19 protein-coding genes and 1 pseudogene are annotated in these 16,343 nt (G+C 69.7%); 14 read left to right on the top strand and 6 right to left on the bottom strand.

Annotated features, from left to right (window positions below):
• Window positions 1–136 precede the first annotated feature (136 nt).
• Window positions 137–1,314 (top strand): annotated as a pseudogene (locus AACL56_RS28315) (MFS transporter).
• A gap of 120 nt (window positions 1,315–1,434) precedes the next feature.
• Window positions 1,435–1,866 carry a hypothetical protein gene (locus tag AACL56_RS28310; protein WP_339093320.1) on the top strand — a complete coding sequence of 144 codons (432 nt, stop codon included), beginning with the start codon at window positions 1,435–1,437 and terminating at the stop codon, window positions 1,864–1,866.
• A 27-nt stretch (window positions 1,867–1,893) separates the two neighbouring features.
• Here AACL56_RS28310 and AACL56_RS28305 read toward each other — a convergent pair whose 3' ends face one another.
• Window positions 1,894–2,643: an SDR family NAD(P)-dependent oxidoreductase gene (locus AACL56_RS28305; RefSeq protein ID WP_339093319.1), complete on the bottom strand. Its 750-nt coding sequence runs from the start codon at window positions 2,641–2,643 to the stop codon at window positions 1,894–1,896.
• A 111-nt stretch (window positions 2,644–2,754) separates the two neighbouring features.
• On the opposite strand from AACL56_RS28305, the gene AACL56_RS28300 reads away from it, so the two are divergent.
• The 4 genes from AACL56_RS28300 (at window position 2,755) to AACL56_RS28285 (ending at window position 5,887) form a co-directional block, all read left to right on the top strand.
• Window positions 2,755–3,702, top strand: coding sequence for a LysR family transcriptional regulator (locus AACL56_RS28300; protein WP_339093318.1), 948 nt, complete (start codon window positions 2,755–2,757; stop codon window positions 3,700–3,702).
• Between the two features lie 65 nt (window positions 3,703–3,767).
• Window positions 3,768–4,814 carry a GlxA family transcriptional regulator gene (locus AACL56_RS28295; protein WP_339093317.1) on the top strand — a complete coding sequence of 349 codons (1,047 nt, stop codon included), beginning with the start codon at window positions 3,768–3,770 and terminating at the stop codon, window positions 4,812–4,814.
• Window positions 4,815–5,015: 201 nt separating this feature from the next.
• Window positions 5,016–5,225, top strand: a complete 210-nt coding sequence (locus AACL56_RS28290) for a hypothetical protein (protein ID WP_339093316.1) — start codon at window positions 5,016–5,018, stop codon at window positions 5,223–5,225.
• A gap of 119 nt (window positions 5,226–5,344) precedes the next feature.
• The gene (locus tag AACL56_RS28285) at window positions 5,345–5,887 is read left to right on the top strand and encodes a cupin (RefSeq protein ID WP_339093315.1); all 543 of its coding nucleotides are present in this window, start codon (window positions 5,345–5,347) and stop codon (window positions 5,885–5,887) included.
• Between the two features lie 7 nt (window positions 5,888–5,894).
• Here AACL56_RS28285 and AACL56_RS28280 read toward each other — a convergent pair whose 3' ends face one another.
• From AACL56_RS28280 to AACL56_RS28260, 5 genes are read right to left on the bottom strand one after another with little or no spacing between them, the layout of a single operon-like run.
• Window positions 5,895–6,926: an FAD-binding oxidoreductase gene (locus AACL56_RS28280; RefSeq protein WP_339093314.1), complete on the bottom strand. Its 1,032-nt coding sequence runs from the start codon at window positions 6,924–6,926 to the stop codon at window positions 5,895–5,897.
• Complete coding sequence (locus tag AACL56_RS28275) at window positions 6,923–7,891, bottom strand: PdxA family dehydrogenase (protein ID WP_339093313.1); 969 nt, start codon at window positions 7,889–7,891, stop codon at window positions 6,923–6,925. The genes AACL56_RS28280 and AACL56_RS28275 overlap by 4 nt, the downstream gene beginning before the upstream one ends.
• Window positions 7,888–8,352 carry an aromatic-ring-hydroxylating dioxygenase subunit beta gene (locus tag AACL56_RS28270; RefSeq protein WP_339093312.1) on the bottom strand — a complete coding sequence of 155 codons (465 nt, stop codon included), beginning with the start codon at window positions 8,350–8,352 and terminating at the stop codon, window positions 7,888–7,890. Before AACL56_RS28270 ends, AACL56_RS28275 begins: the two co-directional genes overlap by 4 nt.
• Window positions 8,353–8,384: 32 nt before the next feature.
• The gene (locus AACL56_RS28265; RefSeq protein WP_339093311.1) at window positions 8,385–9,632 is read right to left on the bottom strand and encodes an aromatic ring-hydroxylating dioxygenase subunit alpha; all 1,248 of its coding nucleotides are present in this window, start codon (window positions 9,630–9,632) and stop codon (window positions 8,385–8,387) included.
• A gap of 50 nt (window positions 9,633–9,682) precedes the next feature.
• Window positions 9,683–10,657 (bottom strand): Bug family tripartite tricarboxylate transporter substrate binding protein, encoded by a 975-nt coding sequence (locus AACL56_RS28260; RefSeq protein ID WP_339093309.1) that lies wholly within the window; start codon window positions 10,655–10,657, stop codon window positions 9,683–9,685.
• 81 nt (window positions 10,658–10,738) lie between these two features.
• Here AACL56_RS28260 and AACL56_RS28255 point away from each other — a divergent pair, with 81 nt between their 5' ends.
• From AACL56_RS28255 to AACL56_RS28220, 8 genes are all read left to right on the top strand, one after another.
• Window positions 10,739–11,539 (top strand): IclR family transcriptional regulator domain-containing protein, encoded by an 801-nt coding sequence (locus AACL56_RS28255; RefSeq protein WP_339093308.1) that lies wholly within the window; start codon window positions 10,739–10,741, stop codon window positions 11,537–11,539.
• A 119-nt stretch (window positions 11,540–11,658) separates the two neighbouring features.
• Entirely contained in the window at window positions 11,659–11,889 is a 231-nt protein-coding gene (locus tag AACL56_RS28250) for a helix-turn-helix domain-containing protein (protein WP_339093307.1), read from the top strand.
• 198 nt (window positions 11,890–12,087) lie between these two features.
• A complete protein-coding gene (locus tag AACL56_RS28245; RefSeq protein WP_339093306.1) occupies window positions 12,088–12,489 on the top strand; it encodes a hypothetical protein in 402 nt (133 codons plus the stop codon).
• A gap of 324 nt (window positions 12,490–12,813) precedes the next feature.
• The gene (locus AACL56_RS28240; protein WP_339093305.1) at window positions 12,814–13,677 is read left to right on the top strand and encodes an STAS domain-containing protein; all 864 of its coding nucleotides are present in this window, start codon (window positions 12,814–12,816) and stop codon (window positions 13,675–13,677) included.
• Between the two features lie 10 nt (window positions 13,678–13,687).
• Window positions 13,688–14,062: an STAS domain-containing protein gene (locus AACL56_RS28235; protein ID WP_339093304.1), complete on the top strand. Its 375-nt coding sequence runs from the start codon at window positions 13,688–13,690 to the stop codon at window positions 14,060–14,062.
• Window positions 14,052–14,456: an anti-sigma regulatory factor gene (locus AACL56_RS28230; RefSeq protein WP_339093302.1), complete on the top strand. Its 405-nt coding sequence runs from the start codon at window positions 14,052–14,054 to the stop codon at window positions 14,454–14,456. The genes AACL56_RS28235 and AACL56_RS28230 overlap by 11 nt, the downstream gene beginning before the upstream one ends.
• Window positions 14,453–15,466, top strand: coding sequence for an ATP-binding SpoIIE family protein phosphatase (locus tag AACL56_RS28225; RefSeq protein WP_339093301.1), 1,014 nt, complete (start codon window positions 14,453–14,455; stop codon window positions 15,464–15,466). The genes AACL56_RS28230 and AACL56_RS28225 overlap by 4 nt, the downstream gene beginning before the upstream one ends.
• Window positions 15,467–15,469: 3 nt before the next feature.
• Window positions 15,470–16,342 (top strand): sensor histidine kinase, encoded by an 873-nt coding sequence (locus AACL56_RS28220; RefSeq protein WP_339093300.1) that lies wholly within the window; start codon window positions 15,470–15,472, stop codon window positions 16,340–16,342.
• The last annotated feature ends 1 nt before the right edge of the window (window position 16,343 follow it).

Here is a 16,343-nt window from a genome sequence, read left to right as displayed (position 1 = left end):
TCGGCGAGACAATGTCGCCGCTCCTGGCCGCCTCCCGGCAGCCGGGGGCCAACCGAACCCTTTCGCGCATGTCTTCCCGCCCGCCGCCCCGAGCCCGTCTTCCTCCTCTTCCCCGGCCCCGTTCTCCCTCTGGCGCATTGCCGTGCCGGCCTTCGGCCCTCGCTGCTGTTCGGCATCGGCGAAGGCGCGATTCTGCCGATCGTGCCGCTCACCGCGCGCGAACTCGGCGCCTCGGTGCCGATCGCCGCACTGATGGTCGCGCTGATCGGCATCGGCTCGCTGTTCAACAACATCCCGGCCTCGATGATCACGATCCGATGGGGCGAGCGCTGGGCCATCGTCGCGGCCGGCATCTGGAGCGGGCTGGGCATGGCGCTGTGCGTGTGGACCTCGCACCTCGGCCTGTTCGCCGCGGGCTGCTTCATGGTGGGCATGTCGCAGTCGGTCTACAACCTAGCACGGCAGAGCTACATGACCGATGCGGTGCCCATCGAATACCGTGCGCGTGCGCTCTCCACGCTCGGCGGCGTCATGCGCATCGGCATGTTCGCGGGGCCCTTCCTGGCGGCGGGCGCGGTGCATGCCTTCGGCCTGCCGGCGGCCTACGTGCTCGGCATCGTCGCGGTGCTGGGCGCGGCGGCGCTGGGCGCGCGCATTCCCGACCTCGAGGCGCCTCCGGTGCCGCACGGACAGGAGCCGCCCGCCTCGACCACCATCGTCTCGACGCTGCGCGACCACCGCCACGTGTTCCTCACGCTGGGCATCGGCGTGGTGCTGGTGAGCGCGGTGCGCGCCTCGCGCCAGGCCGTGATTCCGCTGTGGGCCGATCACCTCCTGCTCGCGCCCTCCGTCGCCTCGCTGGTGTACGGGCTGGCGGGCGCGGTCGACATGCTGGTGTTCTACCCGGCCGGCAAGGTCATGGACCAGAAGGGCCGGCGCTGGGTCGCGGTGCCGTCGATGCTCATCATGGGCATCGCGATGCTGCTCATGCCGCTGACCACCGGCACCTTCACGCTGCTGCTGGCGGCGCTCGCCATCGGCTTCGGCAACGGCATCGGGTCGGGAATGATCATGACCATCGGCGCCGACCACTCGCCGCGCCACGGCCGTGCGCATTTCCTCGGGGTCTGGCGGCTGATGTCGGACATCGGTTCGTCGTGCGGCCCGGCGCTGCTGTCGTTCCTGGCCGGCAGCCTGTCGCTGGCCGCGGGCATCGCGGTGACCGGACTGATCGCATTCGCGGCGGCGGGCACGCTGGCGTACTGGATTCCGCGGCGCGGCAAGGACGGCCCCGCGCGCCGGCATGCCCGCTGAAAGAGAGAGCGCGGCGCAGCACCAGCCGGCGTGGCCGACTTGCCGAAGGGCCTGCACCATGGCTGCACGCCCCGGAACGTGCAGCGCCGCTGCCCCGGGGCGGCCCAGCGAAGGAATGCCATGCAACACCCGCACAACCCGGAGATCGTCGCCTTCATCGACCTGCTCGCCGACACCGGGAGCCACTACCGGATGGACGAGATGGAAGCGCTCTACACCGAGGACCTCGGCTTCCTCGTGCTCACGCCGCAAGGCGAGGTGGCGCGCTTCTCGAAGGCAGAGATGATGGCCGAGTTCCGCAGCCGCCGTGATGCAGGCGAACCGCCGCTGTCCACCGAGAAGCGCATCCTGCACATCGAGGAGCAGGGCGACGACGCCACCGCGGTGCTGTTCCGGCGCATGAGCGACCGGGCCGACCCGGCGCTCTACGAACTGCGGCTTCGGCGCACCGAAGGCAAGTGGCTGGTGGCCGGTGAAACCGTGCTGCCGTGGCCCGACCTGGCTCATGCGAAGGGGTTTCTTCCTCCGCGCCTGTCGGGCGCGGCGGCGTAGCGGCCCGCCGGCCGCACCGGCCGTGCTTCAGGCCAGCGACATGCCGCCGTCGACCCGCAGGTTGACGCCGGTGACGAACGCGCTGTCGTCGCTCGCGAGGAAGACGGCGGCGCGCGCCAGGTCTTCCGGCAGGCCCAGGCGGCCCAGCGGGATCGCGGTGGCCATCTGCCTGTCGAACTCGGGGCGCGCGGCCTCGCCGATGCCCAGCTTCGCAAGGATCGGCGTGTCGACCGGTCCCGGGCTCAGCACGTTCACGCGGATGCGCCGGCCCTTGAGCTCGAGCGCCCAGCTGCGCGCGAAGGCCTCGATGGCCGCCTTGCTGCCGGCATACACCGCATGGTTGTCGAGCACCTTGCTGCCTGCGATGGAGCTCGTGAGCACCACCGAGCCGCCGTCGCGCATGAAGGGCAGCGCCTTGGTCACGCCGAAGAACACGGCGCGCGTGTTGGTGGCGAACTGCCGGTCGTAGTTCTCGACGGTGACGGCATCCGACGGCTCCAGGATCGCCGTGCCGGCATTGGCCACGTAGATGTCGATGGCGCCGAAGCGCGCCTTCACCGCGGCCAGCAGCCGGTCGTGCATCGCGAGGTCGGCCACGTCGCCGACGAAACCCATGGCGTCGCCGCCGACCGTGGCCACGGCGGCATCGACGGCGTCCTGCCGCCGTCCCACGACGACGACGCGCGCGCCTTCCGCTGCGAAGGCCTGGGCGCAGGCCAGCCCGATGCCGCTGTTGCCGCCAGTGACCACGGCCACCTTGCCTGTGAGCTTGTTCATGAAGTCTTCCTTTTGATCGAGTGAATGAATGGGGGAGAACTTCAATTTAGGTGTTCCATGGGGATTCAAGTAGTAGGCAAAATTGGAAACACTTGTGCCCAGGAGTCCGCAATGAAAGCCCTCGACCACGCCCCCGGACTGATCGCCTTTGCCAGCTCGGTCGAGGCCGGCTCGTTCAGCGGCGCCGCGCGAACGCTCGGTACTTCGCCCTCGGCCGTGTCCAAGGGCGTCGCGCGGCTGGAGCAGCGCTTCGGCGTGCGGCTGTTCCAGCGCTCCACGCGCGTGCTGTCGCTCACGCAGGAAGGCGCCGCGTACTACGAGCGCATCGCGCCGCTGCTGCGCGCGCTCGACGAGGCGAGCGACGTGATGCAGCCCGAGGCCACCGCGCAGGGCAGGTTGCGCGTCACCGTGCCCGGCGATCTGGGCCGATTGCTGCTCGAGGCGGTCGTCGGCAGCTTCCTGCCGCGGCACCCCGGGCTCAAGCTGGAGATGAGCCTGGCCGACCGGCACGTCGACCTGATCCGCGAGGGCTACGACATCGCCATCCGCGCGGGCGATGTGGCCGACTCCGATCTCACCGCGCGGCGGCTGGCCGACATGCCGCTCGTGCTGGTGGCCTCGCCCGGCTACCTGGCGCGCCGCGGCACGCCCGAATCGGTGGCGGCGCTGCGCGGCCACGCACACGTGCGCTACATGCTGGGCGGCAAGGCGTTTCCGATCCGCTTCGCGGACGGCACCGTGATCGACCCCGACGGTGTCTTCGACACGGACAACAGCGTGGCGCTGCGCATCGCGGCGCTCGGCGACCTGGGCGTCGTGCAGATCCTGCGGCTCTTCGTGCAGGACGACATCGATGCGGGTCGCCTGGTGCCCGTGCTGCCGCAGCGGCCGCTGCCCCTGGTGCCGGTCTCGGCCCTGCATGCCTTCGGGCGGCAGGCGCCGGCGCGCGCGCGGCTCTTCATCGATTTCCTGGCGGGTGAACTCGGGCGGCTGAGCCTGCCTGCGGCGCACGCTGCAGCGCCAGGCGCGGACCCAAGCCAACGCCGGCGGCGCGGGTAAGCCGAGGCAGACAGACCGTTCTACAATCCGCGCCCCTGTTCCCGGAATAGCGAGACGCTCGAATCATGAAGCTGGCCATCGTCGTGTTGGAAGGGGTGCAGTCGCTGGACGTCGCGGGTCCGATGGACGTGTTCACCGAGGCCAACAGCTTCCTTCCCGCCGGCAGCCAGTACGAGATCACGCTGGTCGGCATGCATGCCGGCAACATCCGCTGCGCCAACGGCATGCAGCTGCATGTCGACGTCGGCTATCTCGACCACCACGAGCAGCCCGACCTGCTGCTGGTCGCCGGCGGTCCGAAGCTGCCCGACGTGATGACCTACCCGGCCAGTTTTCTCGAATGGCTGAACGCCAAGGCCGCAGGCGCGCGCCGGTTCGGCTCGGTGTGCAACGGCGCGTTTCCGCTGGGCCAGGCCGGCCTGCTGAACGGCAAGCAGGTCACCACGCACTGGCACGATGTCGACAGGCTCATCGCGCGGTTTCCGAGGGCGCGCGTGCGGCCCGACAAGATCTTCCTGCGCGATGGCAGCCTGTTCACCTCGGCCGGCGTGACGGCCGGCATCGACCTGTGCCTGGCGCTGGTTACGGAAGACTGGGGCCACGAAGTCGCGCTGCGCATCGCCAAGCGGCTCATCGTGTACATCCGCCGCGACGGCGGCCAGTCGCAGTACAGCCCGTTCCTGGCGGTCGGACCGAAGGAAGAGACCATCGTGGCGAAGGTGCTGCGCTACGTCACCGATCACATCGGCGAGCAGTTCTCCATCGAGCAGCTGGCCGATGCGGTGGCGGTGAGCCGGCGCACCTTCTCGCGCGTGTTCGCGAAGGACGCGAGCATGACGCCGTCGGCGTTCGTGGAGCAGGTGCGGGTCGACTTCGCCCGAAAGCTGCTCGAGGAGACCGACCTGCCGCTGAAGACCGTGGCGTTCCGGTGCGGCTTCCACAGCGCCAATCACATGCGCGTCACCTTCGTCCGGCGGCTCGACACCACGCCGCGGGAGTACAGGCGGCGATTCAGGGCCGAGGAGACGCCCGAGCCGCCCGAGGACGCCGCCGGGGCGGCCGATGCGCCGACGGCCCCGGTCGTTGCGGGCGCCGAAGTCGCCGGCCTGTAGAGGTCTATGGAGGCCCGCAGGGGCGCACGGCAGCGCCGGGTGGATGGCGTGGCCCGAAACCGGCCATGCATGGCCTGATCCGGCCTCATCGGATGCCCGCCCTGCGGCGCTGCAAACCTAGACTGGATTCGAGAGCCGGCCGTGCCGGTTCGGAGGCCGCGGCACCGCTCGCGGCGCTGGTCCATTCATCCGATCGCTGCCATGTCAAACCCCGCTTCGCTTCTTCGTGCAGACCCTTCCACCCCCACCGATGGCGCCGGAACCTCGCGCATCGCAGGCGCCGCAGAAACGGCTACGCGCAAGACCGACGACATCGTGGCCGGCTGGGCGCAGGTCGGCAATTGCACCGGCCTGGACCGCGTGCAGGCGGCTGTCGGCAGTGTCGTGCCGCAGCGCTGGCAACAGGCCTGAGCCGCCGTGGCGGCTGCGCGGGGCCGGCACGCGCCGACGGCGGCGTGCCGCCTTGTCCGACGCGATACGGCGTGCGCCCGCGAGAGCCTCTGCAGTTCAGACGCTGCCTCACGACGCTGATGCCGAACGAACGACCTCTGCCGCAGACCGATGCCCACGCACGCGGACCCGACACGCTGCTGCTGGCCGCCAACGGCTGGGTGCCCAACAACCCGCGCCTGCCGGTGCTGCACTACTGCGGTGTCGCACGGCGCGAGCCCGACACGGCATCGGCCATGGAGGACCTGTTCGACCGCAACGGCTGGCCGCACCAATGGCGCGACGGCGTGTTCGACTACCACCACTACCACTCGACCGCGCACGAAGTGCTCGGCTTCGCGGCGGGTTCCGCGACGCTGATGCTCGGCGGCCCCGACGGCCGCACGCTGCATGTCGTGCGCGGCGACGTGGTGGTGCTGCCGTGCGGCACGGGCCATTGCCGCGTCGAGGCCTCGGCCGACTTCCTGGTCATCGGGGCGTATCCGCCGGGCCAGCGTTTCGACATCTGCCGCGAGGCGCCCACGCCCGCCATGACAGGGCGCATGCGCACGCTCGCGTTCCCGCGGTCGGACCCGGTCTTCGGCGCCGACGGCCCGCTCGTCTCGCTGTGGGCCGCGGGCTGAGGCCTCGTCACTGCACGGCGTGCGCCGCCGGGCCCTCGACGAACACGTCGGAGTGGAAGTCCGCCGCGTCGAGTCCGCGATGCTGCATCGCCGCTTCGCGCACCGCATGCACCATTGCCGGCGATCCGCAGCAGTAGAGTTCGTGGCCGCGCAGGTTCTCGAATGCGGCCAGCAGGGCCTGGTCGGGGCGGCCGGCGAAGTCCTCGCCCGATGCCGCGCCGCGGTCACCCGGGTCGGCGATCGCCGCGATGAACCGCATCTGCGGCCACTGCTTCTGCCAGCGCGCCACCGCCGCGCGCAGGTAGATGCCATCGGCTTGCCGTGCACCCCAGATCAGCGTGACCGGCCGGTCGATGCGGCGCTTGAGCATGTCGTCGAGGATCGACTTCACCGGCGCGAAGCCGGTGCCGCCCGCCACGAAGACGACCGGGCGGGCCTCGGCCTCCTTCAGCGAGAACGCGCCGAACGGCAGTTCGATCTCGAGCAGGTCGCCGGGCGCGAGCTGCGCGACGCGTGAACTGAAGGCGCCGCCCTGCACGTGGCGCACATGCAGCGTGACCGAATCGCTCTCGTGCGGCGGATTGGCCATCGAGTAGCAGCGGGTGCTGCCGTCGGGCAATGCCACCTGCAGGTACTGCCCGGCGCTGAACTTCGCGCGCTGCCCTGCGGGAAGGCGCAGCTGCAGCACCGAAACGTCATCGGCCGCGAGCTGGTTGCGGAACACCTTCGCCGTGAAGCGCTTGCGCGCCGACGGGTCGATGCGGCGCCAAGACAGCGGTGCGATCTCGAGATCGGTGCGCGGCGCGCACATGCAGAACAGCACCTGGTCGGGCAGGCAGGTCTCGTTGGCGATCGGGCCCTGGCCTGCGCTGCCGACCTCGCCCTGCGTCACCACGCCTGCGCAGTTGCCGCAGACGCCCTTGCGGCACGAATAGGGCAGCTCGATGCCGGCGCGCGCCGCGGCGTCGAGCACGCTCTCGCCTTCGGCGCATTCGAAGCCGACGTCGCTCTTCGCGATCGCGATGCGGTGGCTGCTCATGCGCTCGCCTCCGCCGCGATGCCGGACAGCAACCCGATGGTGCGCAGAACGGCTTGCGGATCGGCGATGCCGCGGCCCGCGATGTCCATCGCGCTGCCGTGGCCGACGCTCGACAGCAGCGCGTCGCCGCCGATGCTGAGCGCGCTCGCGGCCTGCGGCGCGAGCAGCTTGACGGGAATGTGGCCCTGGTCGTGCAGCATCGCCACGTACAGGTCGTGCCCTCGCTGCGCCAGCAGCGTGTCCGCGCCGGACGGCCCGTCGGCACGCAGGCCTTCGGCGCGCACCGCCTCGACGGCAGGCACGACGATGGACGCGTCCTCGGGACCGAACAGGCCGCCTTCCGATGCATGCGGATTGATGCCGAAGACACCGATCGACGGGTTCGCCACGCCCAGCATGCGGCAGGCGCGCGCGCCCGCGCGGATGGCCTCGGCCACGAGCGCGGGCGTCATCCGGTCGAGCGCGGTGCGAACGCTCTCGTGCAGGGTCGCGTGCACGATGCGCAGGCCGCCGCCGACCAGCATCAGGAACACGCGGTCCTCGGGCATGCCGCACACGCGCGCGACCAGCGACGGGTAGCCGCTGAAGGCGATGCCGGCCTGGTGGATGGCGGTCTCGTGGTGCGGACAGGCCACCACCGCGTCGACTTCGCCGCGGCGGCAGGCCTGCAATGCCGCCGTGGCCGACGCGACCGCCGAGGCGCCCGCCATGGGGTCGATGCGGCCCGGCACGGCGGCGCTGGCCGGCAGCTCGCCGGCATCGACATGCGGCTGATCGCGCCACAGCGCGGCCAGCCCGAGCTGCGACGCGGTGCGCTCGAGCACGCTCGCCGGGCCGTAGAGCGTGATGCGCGCGCGTTCGCCGTGCGGCAGCGCGGCCAGTGCCTTCAGTGCAATCTCCGGCCCGATGCCGTTCGGGTCGCCGGCCGCCAGGGCGAGCCGGCGCAGGGACGGTGCCGCGGTCACAGCGGCAGCGCCAGCAGCGTGTCGGTCACCGTGCTGTCGCACACGGCCACCCGCGACTGCAGCCGGAGCTGCCCGCCTTGCCGCACGAAGCGGTCGTGGTAGCTGCCGGTGGCGAACAGTTCGGTCTGCCCGGTGGCCATGATGCGCGCCACCATGAATGGCGTGCGCGCCTCGGCACCGTCGCCTTCCGACTTCAGCAGCATCGGCATGCCCAGCAGGTGGCGGTAGCGCTGGCGTTCGTAGATGTTGGCCTCGCGGAGTGCGGCGATGCGGTCCTCGAGCATCGCGCGCGAGTCGGCGTAGACGATGCCGGCAGGCAGGCCCTCGCGCTCGTTCTCGACATGGGTGATGCGGTAGTGGCAGTCTTCGGTGAAGAAGGCGGGCCACTGCTCGAGCGCATCGCTGTCGATGGCGTCGGCATAGGCGGCGTTGAAGGCGCACAGCGCCAGCAGGTCGATCATGGTGGGTCTCTTCTCTTTTCTGCTCTGGCGGCTCAGGCGCCCATGTGCCGGCGGTAGGCCTTCCAGAAGCCGCGCACCGAGGCCTCGGTGGCTCGCCCCTCGCCCGATGCGGCGCTGTCGCCGCCCATCTCGACGACGGCCTCGTGGTCGGCCGCGCCGGCGATGCCGCGCTGCACGAAGCCGCCGACCGCGCCGTCTTCCATCGAGATGAAGCCGGCCGGCCCCACGAGGTTCGACTGCTTCAGGCGCACCTTGCGCTGCTCGGGGATGTCGTCGGTGTAGCCGATGTAGGTCCAGTTGAGCTCGGTGCGCGCCGTGCCCTTGGGCAGCACCTGCCGGACCGCCAGGCAGTTCTGGATCTGCTGCAGCACGAAGCCGGGGAACACCGACAGGATCTGCAGCGTCACGCCGTCGTCGTACTCCTTGAAGCCCGCGAGCACGCTCGGGTCCTTCAGGCGGTAGCGGTCGTTGTCGGAGCGCAGCGCCTGCTCCTTGTACGAGGCGTCCTTTTCCGCGGCCGCGTCGATCATCGAATAGCTCACGTGATGGCCGCCGGTCTCGTCGACGATCACGCCGCCCTTCTGCGACAGGCGATTGAGCTCGAAGGTGGTGAAGAACAGGTGCAGCAGGCTCGCGTGATAGCTGTCCTTCACGTTCTCCACGTACAGCTTCCAGTTGTTGGGCAGCGCCTGCGTGAAACGGCCGATGACCTCCACCGGCTTGTGCAGCACGCGCTCGATGCGCTGGCAGATCTCGTCGCCCAGGTACTCCTCGATGGAGGGCACGTCCTCGCTGAAGCTGCCGAACACCAGGCCGCAGAACGTGGCGATGCGCAGCTTGCGCGGGCCATGCGCTTCCTTGCAGAAGCTCGCCGGCATGCCGCCCTGGCCCTTCACGCCCTTTTCGAAGGCGACGCCCGTCAGGTCGCCCTGGCGGTTGTAGCTCCACGCGTGGTAGACGCACTGGAAGTTGTCGGTGCGCCCGGACTTCTCGAGTGCGATGAGCGCGCCGCGGTGCGCGCAGCGGTTCTCGAACGCATAGATCTCGCCGTCGTCGTCGCGCACCGCCACCACGGGCGTCTCGCCGGCGAAGGTGGTGCGGTAGCTGCCGCTGTCGGGCAGCTCGGCCTCGAGGCAGAGGTAGTTCCATACCTCGCCGCGGAAGATGCGCGCCTGCTCGTCGCCGGCGAGCTGCGCGTCGCTGTAGACCGCGAACGGGATGCGCGTCAGGCCGGGGCCGGACCAGTGGACCGGGTGGGTGGGGATGTCGTTGTTCGTCATGGCTGTGGCACTTGCTGTCGTGCTTCGATCTGGGTGTGTCGGCGTGGCGTTCACTCGAGCGTGACCTTCGCGCTCTGGATCACCTTGTTCCACTTGACCGTCTCGGCCTGGATGAACTGGCCGGTGCGCGCGCTGTCCCAGCCGCGCGGCTCGGCGCCCTGTTCGGCGAACTTCTGCTTCACGTCAGGCAGTGCGAGCGCGCCTGCCATGGCCTTCTGCGTCGCGTCGACGATGCTGGCGGGCGTGCCGGGCGGTGCCACCACCGCGAACCACGTGACCGCGTTCATGTCGGGCATCTTCTGCTCGGCGAAGGTCGGCACGTTCGGCAACGCCTTCGAGCGCTGCTCGTCGGCCACCGCGAGGATGCGGACCTTGCCGGTGCGCTCGAACTGCAGCGACGAGGAGATGTTGTCGAAGAACACGTCGACCTGCCCGCCGATCAGGTCGACCAGCGCGGGCGCCGTGCCCTTGTACGGCACGTGCGTCATCGTCGTGCCCGTGAGCTGCATGAACAGGCTCGCCGTGAGGTGCGAGGTGGTGCCGTTGCCCTGCGAGGCGAAGCTCACCTTGCCCGGGTTGGCCTTCACGTAGGCGATGAACTCGGCCACGTTGTGCACCGGCAGCTTCGGGTTGACCACCAGCACGTTGGGCACGGTGGCCAGCACCGTCACCGGCACCCAGCGCGCGGGGTCGAAGCCGAGCTTCCTGTAGAGGTGCTGGTTGATCGCAATGGGCGCGGGCGGCGAGGCCAGCAGCGTCTTGCCGTCGGGCTCGGCACGGTAGACCACGTCGGCGCCGATGTTGCCGCCGGCGCCGGTGCGGTTCTCCACCACCACGCCGCCGGGGTAGAGGTCGCGCAGCTTGTCGGCCACCACGCGCGGCAGGATGTCGGCAGTGCCGCCGGCCGGGAAGGGCACGACGAGGCGTGCGATCTTGTTGTCGTTCTGTGCCTGGGCCGACGTGTGGCCGAGCAGGCAGGCGCAGGCGATCAGCGCCAGCATGCGCCGCGCAGTGTGTGGGAACATGTTCTGTCTCCGGGTTCTTCGTGCTTCGAGGGAACTTCAGTGTCCCTTTGCATGCCGGGCACAACAAGCTAGATTTGCGCAATGCGCAAAAACCGAGACCCCGCTCCCAGTGAAGAGGCTGCCGTTCCCGACAAGAATTTCGTGGCCTCGCTGCAGAAGGGCCTCGACGTGCTGACCTGCTTCGGCCGGCAGCACAGCCGCGTCACCGTGTCGGAGGTCGCGCGGATCACGCAGAGTTCGCCCGCGTCGGCGCGGCGATCCCTGCTCACGCTGCAGGCGCTGGGCTATCTCGACAGCGACGGCAAGCGCTACTGGATGCTGCCCAAGGCGCTGCTGGTCGCGCACGCGTACCTGTCGTCGCGGCCCATGCCGTCGATGGCGCAGCCGCTGCTCGACGCCTTGTCGGAGCGCACGCGCGAGTCGGCCTCGCTGGGCATGCTGCTGGACGACGACGCGATCATCATCGCGCGCTCCACGGCGCGGCGCAGCCTGAGCATCGGGCTGGGCATCGGCTCGCGCCTGCCGGCCTACTGCGCGGCGCTCGGGCGCGTGCTGCTCGCCGGGCTGCCGCCCGACGAGGCCGAGCGCCGCGTGCGCGCGATGCAGCGCCCGAGCCTCACGGCGCGCACCGTTACCGATGCGCGCGAAGTGATCGCGCTGGTCGACCGCTGCCGCGAGGAAGGCCATGCGAGCAGCGACGGCGAGCTCGAACTCGGCGTGCGCTCGATGGCCGTGCCGGTGTTCGACCGCTCGGGCAACGTGATGGCGGCGATGAGCATCGCGGTGCGCGCCGAGCGCATGACGCTGGCCGAAGTGCGCGACACCTTCCTGCCGGCGTTGCGCAAGGCGAGCGGCAGCCTCGCGCGGCTGCAGGCAGGGTGAGGAAGAGGGCGCACAGGGCAGCGCCGGTGCAACGGCGCGTGGCCCGGCCGGCAGCATCGCGGCGCCATCACGGTGCCATAGGCGAGAATCGCGCGATGGCTCAAGGCAAGCGAATCTCCGTGGACATTGGCGAGGACGCCCTTCGCGCAATCAAGGAAATGGGCGCCGCTGCGAAGCAGGCGCGCATGGCCGCCGGCGAAGGGCAGGCCGCTGCCGCGGCGCGTCTCGGCGTCCACGTGCAGACGGTCGGGCGCATCGAGTCGGGCGAGCCCGGCGTGGCCATCGGCCATGTGATCGGCATGCTGGCGCTCTACGGCATCGCGACCGAACTGCGGCGCCCCGGCACATAGCAGCAGGAGCAGCAGGCTGCGCCGGCACCGCGGCTGCGGTGCGCGCCGCGCCCCGCGCCTGCGCTGTCGAATGGCGGCAACCTAGCCTTGCGCTGGGTGTCGTCCTACCCGCTTCGCGTTCCCGCCTCCCTACATTGAGTGCCATGGAGACGCGCGGTGCGGCTCCTCCATCATCCGATTCGAAAAGAGAGGCTTCTCATGAAACAACATCTTCTGGTTCTCGCCATTGCATCCAGCTGCTTCGCCATGAGCGCGGCCAACGCCATGACCAAGGACGAATACAAGGTTGCCAAGGAAAAGATCTCGGCCGACTACAAGGTCGCCAAGGCCAAGTGCGACACCATGAAGGACAACGCGAAGGACGTGTGCGAGAAGGAAGCCAAGGGCGTGGAGAACGTCGCCAAGGCCCAGCTCGAACAGGACTACAAGCCCTCGGCCGGCCACGCCAAGAAGGTTGCCGAAGAGACCGCCACCATGAACTACGAAGTCGCCAAGGAAAAGTGCGACGACCAGTCGGGCGATGCCAAGAGCGCCTGCGTGAACCAGGCCAAGGCCGACCACGACAAGGCCAAGGCCGACATCAAGGCCATGAAGGGTTGAGCCCCTGGGCTCGAGGAAAAGCGCCGCAAGGCGCTTTTTTTTCGCCCCGCCGCAGCCGCCGGCTGCGTGACGGCGAAATCCCGCCTCCTCATGTCAAAAGACAGGGCGCTGCGGGCCAAGTTGTGGCAAGGATGACGCCCTCGGAGGATTTGTGGGAGACGGCCTACGTCAAAAAGCGCCGTTCGGCATTTGCGGCGTGCCTTCGCCGGTGCATGGCACGGCTACGATCCCCGGGTAAGCACAGCGCGCGGCCAGGCCTTGCCGATTTGTTCGCGTCGCCTCGTCGCTCACATGAACGACTCCAAAAAACCGAAGAGGAATCCAATGAGCAACGACTACCAGGCCCTGCTGGCCACGCTGCGTGAAGAGGAAAGTCGCGTCGTCGACGGCTGGCTGGACGAAGCACACGTCAGCGAGCCCGGCGCGCGGCGCAGCGCCCAGGTCGAGGCGGCCGAAGTGGTGCGCCAGCTGGGCGACGGGCTGCGTGCCGACGCCGACCCGTCACGCCTCGACGCCCCGGTGTGGGCTCCGCTGCGCGAGACCTTGGCCAACCTCTCGCGCACGCGAGCGGCCAAGGGCCAATCCGCAGCCGACACGAGCGTGTTCGTGCTGTCCCTGAAGAGGCCGTTGTTCGAGGCCATCCAGCGCCGCCTGGGCAGCGACCCCGCTGCCATGGGCAGCGCGATGTGGGCGCTGTCGACCCTGGTCGACAAGCTGGCGCAGCACACGGTCGGCATCTACCAGCTCGCGCGCGAGGAAATCATCCGCCGCCAGCAGGAGGAGCTGCTCGAGCTGTCCACCCCGGTCGTGAAGCTGTGGGACGGCGTGCTCGCGGTGCCGATGATCGGCGTGCTCGACAGCGGCCGCACGCAGATGGTCATGGAGGCACTGCTGCAGAAGATCGTGGAAACCGGCTCGGAGCTCGCGATCATCGACATCACCGGCGTGCCGACCGTCGACACCCTGGTGGCACAGCACCTGCTGAAGACGGTCACGGCCATCCGCCTCATGGGCGCGGACTGCATCATCAGCGGCATCCGCCCGCAGATTGCGCAGACCATCGTGCACCTGGGCATCGACCTGCAGGGTGTGCGCACCAAGGCCACGCTGGCCGACGCCCTGGCCCTGGCGCTGCAGCAGACCGGCTGGCGCGTGACGCGCGGCCCCGTCGCCACGGCCGAAAAGTAAGCGCGACGCCATGGACCGCATTCCCATTCTTCGCATGGGCGAGACCCTGCTGGTGACCATCCAGGTCGACATGCAGGACCAGACCGCCCTCACGTTGCAGGACGACCTGGCCAACCGCATCGCCGCCACGGGCGCCTCGGGCGTGATGATCGACATCTCGGCGCTCGAGATCGTCGACTCCTTCGTCGGCCGCATGCTCACCAGCATCTCGGGCATCGCGCGCATCCTCTCGGCCACCACGGTGGTGGTCGGCATGCAGCCCGCAGTGGCCATCACGCTGGTCGAACTCGGGCTCTCGCTGGAAGGCGTGCAGACTGCGCTCAACGTCGAACGCGGCATGGAACTCCTGCGGCGCGCCCGCCAGGAGAACATCCTTGGCCGTTGAACAAACCGGCGTGCTGCCGCTGCTCAACGAGCAGAACATCGTCGCGAGCCGGCAGATGGTGCGTGCGCTGTGCCAGGACCTGAAGCTGTCGCTGGTCGACCAGACGAAGATGATCACGGCCGCCAGCGAGCTGTCGCGCAACACGCTGATCCACGGCGGGGGCGGTCGCATGCGCTGGGAGTTCGCCGAACGCAACGGGCGGCGCGGCCTGGTGCTGCACTTCGAGGACGAAGGCCCCGGCATCGCCGACCTCGCGCTCGCGCTCACGGACGGCTGGACCAGCGGCTCCGGCATGGGCCTCGGCTTGCCGGGCAGCAAGCGGCTCGTCAACGAGTTCGACATCTCGTCGAGCCCGGGCGCGGGCACCCGAGTGAGCATCACCAAGTGGAAATGACCACCTTCACGGGCTGGACTCACAAGGCCTTCGCGATGGACGACGCCAGCCGCGTCGGCGAGGCGCGCCGGCATGCGGCGCAGGCGGTGGCCGAAATGGGCTGGAGCGAGGTCGATGCCGGCCGGCTGGCGCTGGTGGTGACCGAACTGGGCACCAACCTGCAGCGTCATGCGCGGGGCGGCCGCCTGCTGATCGCCGTGCGCCCGCAGTCGAGCGAGGTCGAGGTGCTTTCCATCGACGACGGTCCCGGCATCCCCGACCTGGCGCTGGCGATGCAGGACGGCCATTCGTCCGGCAGCACGCCCGGCACCGGGCTGGGGGCGGTGCGCCGGCTGGCCGACGACTTCGATGTCCATTCATCGATGCCGGACGGCACGGTGGGCGTGGCGCGCGTGCGCGCGAAGAACGCCGCCGCGCAGCCGGCTTCCATCTTCCAGGTGGGCGCCGTCTGCCTGCCGGCGCCCCACGAGTCGGTGAGCGGCGACGGCTGGGCCTATGCCTTCCACGGCGACCTGGCCACCGTGCTGCTGGCCGATGGCCTGGGCCACGGGCCCGACGCGGCCAAGGCAGCGGATGCCGCGATCGGCGCGTTTGTCCGGGCGCCGGAAGACGACGTGCGCGAGACGGTGCAGCGGGTGCACCGCGAACTGCAGACCACGCGCGGTGCGGCGGTGTGCGCGCTGCGCATCGATGCGGCGGGCGCGACCGTCAGCTACAGCGGCGCTGGCAACATCGTGGGACGCGTGGTGTCGGGCGTGTTCGACAAGTCGATCATCACCCAGCACGGCACCGCAGGCATGCAGATCCGCAAGCCCGAGAGCGCTTCGCTCGAGTGGCCGGACCACGCGCTGGTGGTGCTGCACAGCGACGGCATCGAGACCCGCTGGACGCTCGATCGCATCCGCCCGCTGCTGCAGCGGGATCCCACGCTGGTAGCCGCCGTGCTTTTGCGCGACCATACGCGGCACCGCGACGATGCGACCGTCGTGGTGATCCGCCGAAAGGAATAACCGATGAACAGTCCCGTCGCCATGACCGACCGGGAAGACGCGCTGGCCGCAAGCCGACGCGAGGTGGAGGAACTGCGCGCGGAGCTCGAGGAAACGAACCGCGGCGTGGTCGCGCTGTATGCCGAACTCGATGCCCAGGCCGAGCAGCTCAGGAAGGCCACCGAACTCAAGAGCCGCTTCCTGGCCTACATGAGCCACGAGTTCCGCACGCCCATCAGCGCGATCCGCAGTGTGGCCCGGCTGCTCAGCGACCGCGTGGACGGCCCGCTGACGCCCGAGCAGTCAAAGCAGGTGGGCTTCGTCGACACCACGGCGACCGAACTGGCCGACATGGTCGACGACCTGCTCGACCTCGCCAAGATCGAGGCGGGGCGCGTCGAGATCTCCCCGGCCTGGTTCGAGATGGTCGACCTGTTCTCGGCACTGCGCGGCATGTTCCGTCCGGTGCTGCACAACCCGTCCACCGCGCTGATCTTCGAGGAGCCCGAAGGGCTGCCCAAGCTCTACACGGACGACCGCAAGCTGTCGCAGATCCTGCGCAACTTCGTCTCCAACGCGCTCAAGTTCACGCCGCAGGGCGAAGTCCGCGTCTCCGCCACGCGCAGCGGCGAGCATGCGGTGAGGTTCTCGGTGTCGGACACCGGCATCGGCATCGCCCCCGAGCACCACGCCGCGGTGTTCGACGACTTCTCCCAGGTCGATTCGCCGGTGCAGAAGCGCCTTCGCGGCACCGGCCTCGGCCTGTCGCTGAGCCGCCAGCTCGCGACGCTGCTCGGCGGGCACGTGGAGGTGGCGAGCGAACTGGGCAAGGGTTCGGTGTTTTCCGTGACGCTGCCCGTTCTGGTTCCGACGCAGGACCCGGCCGGGCCGGAGTGAC

Source organism: Variovorax paradoxus, from assembly GCF_902712855.1.
Taxonomy (GTDB): domain Bacteria; phylum Pseudomonadota; class Gammaproteobacteria; order Burkholderiales; family Burkholderiaceae_C; genus Variovorax; species Variovorax paradoxus_Q.
This window is presented reverse-complemented; position numbering and strand designations above follow the sequence as displayed.

Bases quoted from the DNA above. Each gene is read 5' to 3' on its own strand.
- AACL56_RS28300 (WP_339093318.1), top strand. From the start codon at position 2,755: ATGAAAGCCCTCGACCACGCCCCCGGACTGATCGCCTTTGCCAGCTCG.
- AACL56_RS28280 (WP_339093314.1), bottom strand. From the start codon at position 6,926: ATGAGCAGCCACCGCATCGCGATCGCGAAGAGCGACGTCGGCTTCGAA.
- AACL56_RS28270 (WP_339093312.1), bottom strand. From the start codon at position 8,352: ATGATCGACCTGCTGGCGCTGTGCGCCTTCAACGCCGCCTATGCCGAC.
- AACL56_RS28310 (WP_339093320.1), top strand. From the start codon at position 1,435: ATGCAACACCCGCACAACCCGGAGATCGTCGCCTTCATCGACCTGCTC.
- AACL56_RS28285 (WP_339093315.1), top strand. From the start codon at position 5,345: ATGCCGAACGAACGACCTCTGCCGCAGACCGATGCCCACGCACGCGGA.
- AACL56_RS28265 (WP_339093311.1), bottom strand. From the start codon at position 9,632: ATGACGAACAACGACATCCCCACCCACCCGGTCCACTGGTCCGGCCCC.
- AACL56_RS28290 (WP_339093316.1), top strand. From the start codon at position 5,016: ATGTCAAACCCCGCTTCGCTTCTTCGTGCAGACCCTTCCACCCCCACC.
- AACL56_RS28305 (WP_339093319.1), bottom strand. From the start codon at position 2,643: ATGAACAAGCTCACAGGCAAGGTGGCCGTGGTCACTGGCGGCAACAGC.
- AACL56_RS28240 (WP_339093305.1), top strand. From the start codon at position 12,814: ATGAGCAACGACTACCAGGCCCTGCTGGCCACGCTGCGTGAAGAGGAA.
- AACL56_RS28220 (WP_339093300.1), top strand. From the start codon at position 15,470: ATGAACAGTCCCGTCGCCATGACCGACCGGGAAGACGCGCTGGCCGCA.
- AACL56_RS28255 (WP_339093308.1), top strand. From the start codon at position 10,739: ATGCGCAAAAACCGAGACCCCGCTCCCAGTGAAGAGGCTGCCGTTCCC.
- AACL56_RS28295 (WP_339093317.1), top strand. From the start codon at position 3,768: ATGAAGCTGGCCATCGTCGTGTTGGAAGGGGTGCAGTCGCTGGACGTC.
- AACL56_RS28260 (WP_339093309.1), bottom strand. From the start codon at position 10,657: ATGTTCCCACACACTGCGCGGCGCATGCTGGCGCTGATCGCCTGCGCC.
- AACL56_RS28225 (WP_339093301.1), top strand. From the start codon at position 14,453: ATGACCACCTTCACGGGCTGGACTCACAAGGCCTTCGCGATGGACGAC.
- AACL56_RS28235 (WP_339093304.1), top strand. From the start codon at position 13,688: ATGGACCGCATTCCCATTCTTCGCATGGGCGAGACCCTGCTGGTGACC.
- AACL56_RS28245 (WP_339093306.1), top strand. From the start codon at position 12,088: ATGAAACAACATCTTCTGGTTCTCGCCATTGCATCCAGCTGCTTCGCC.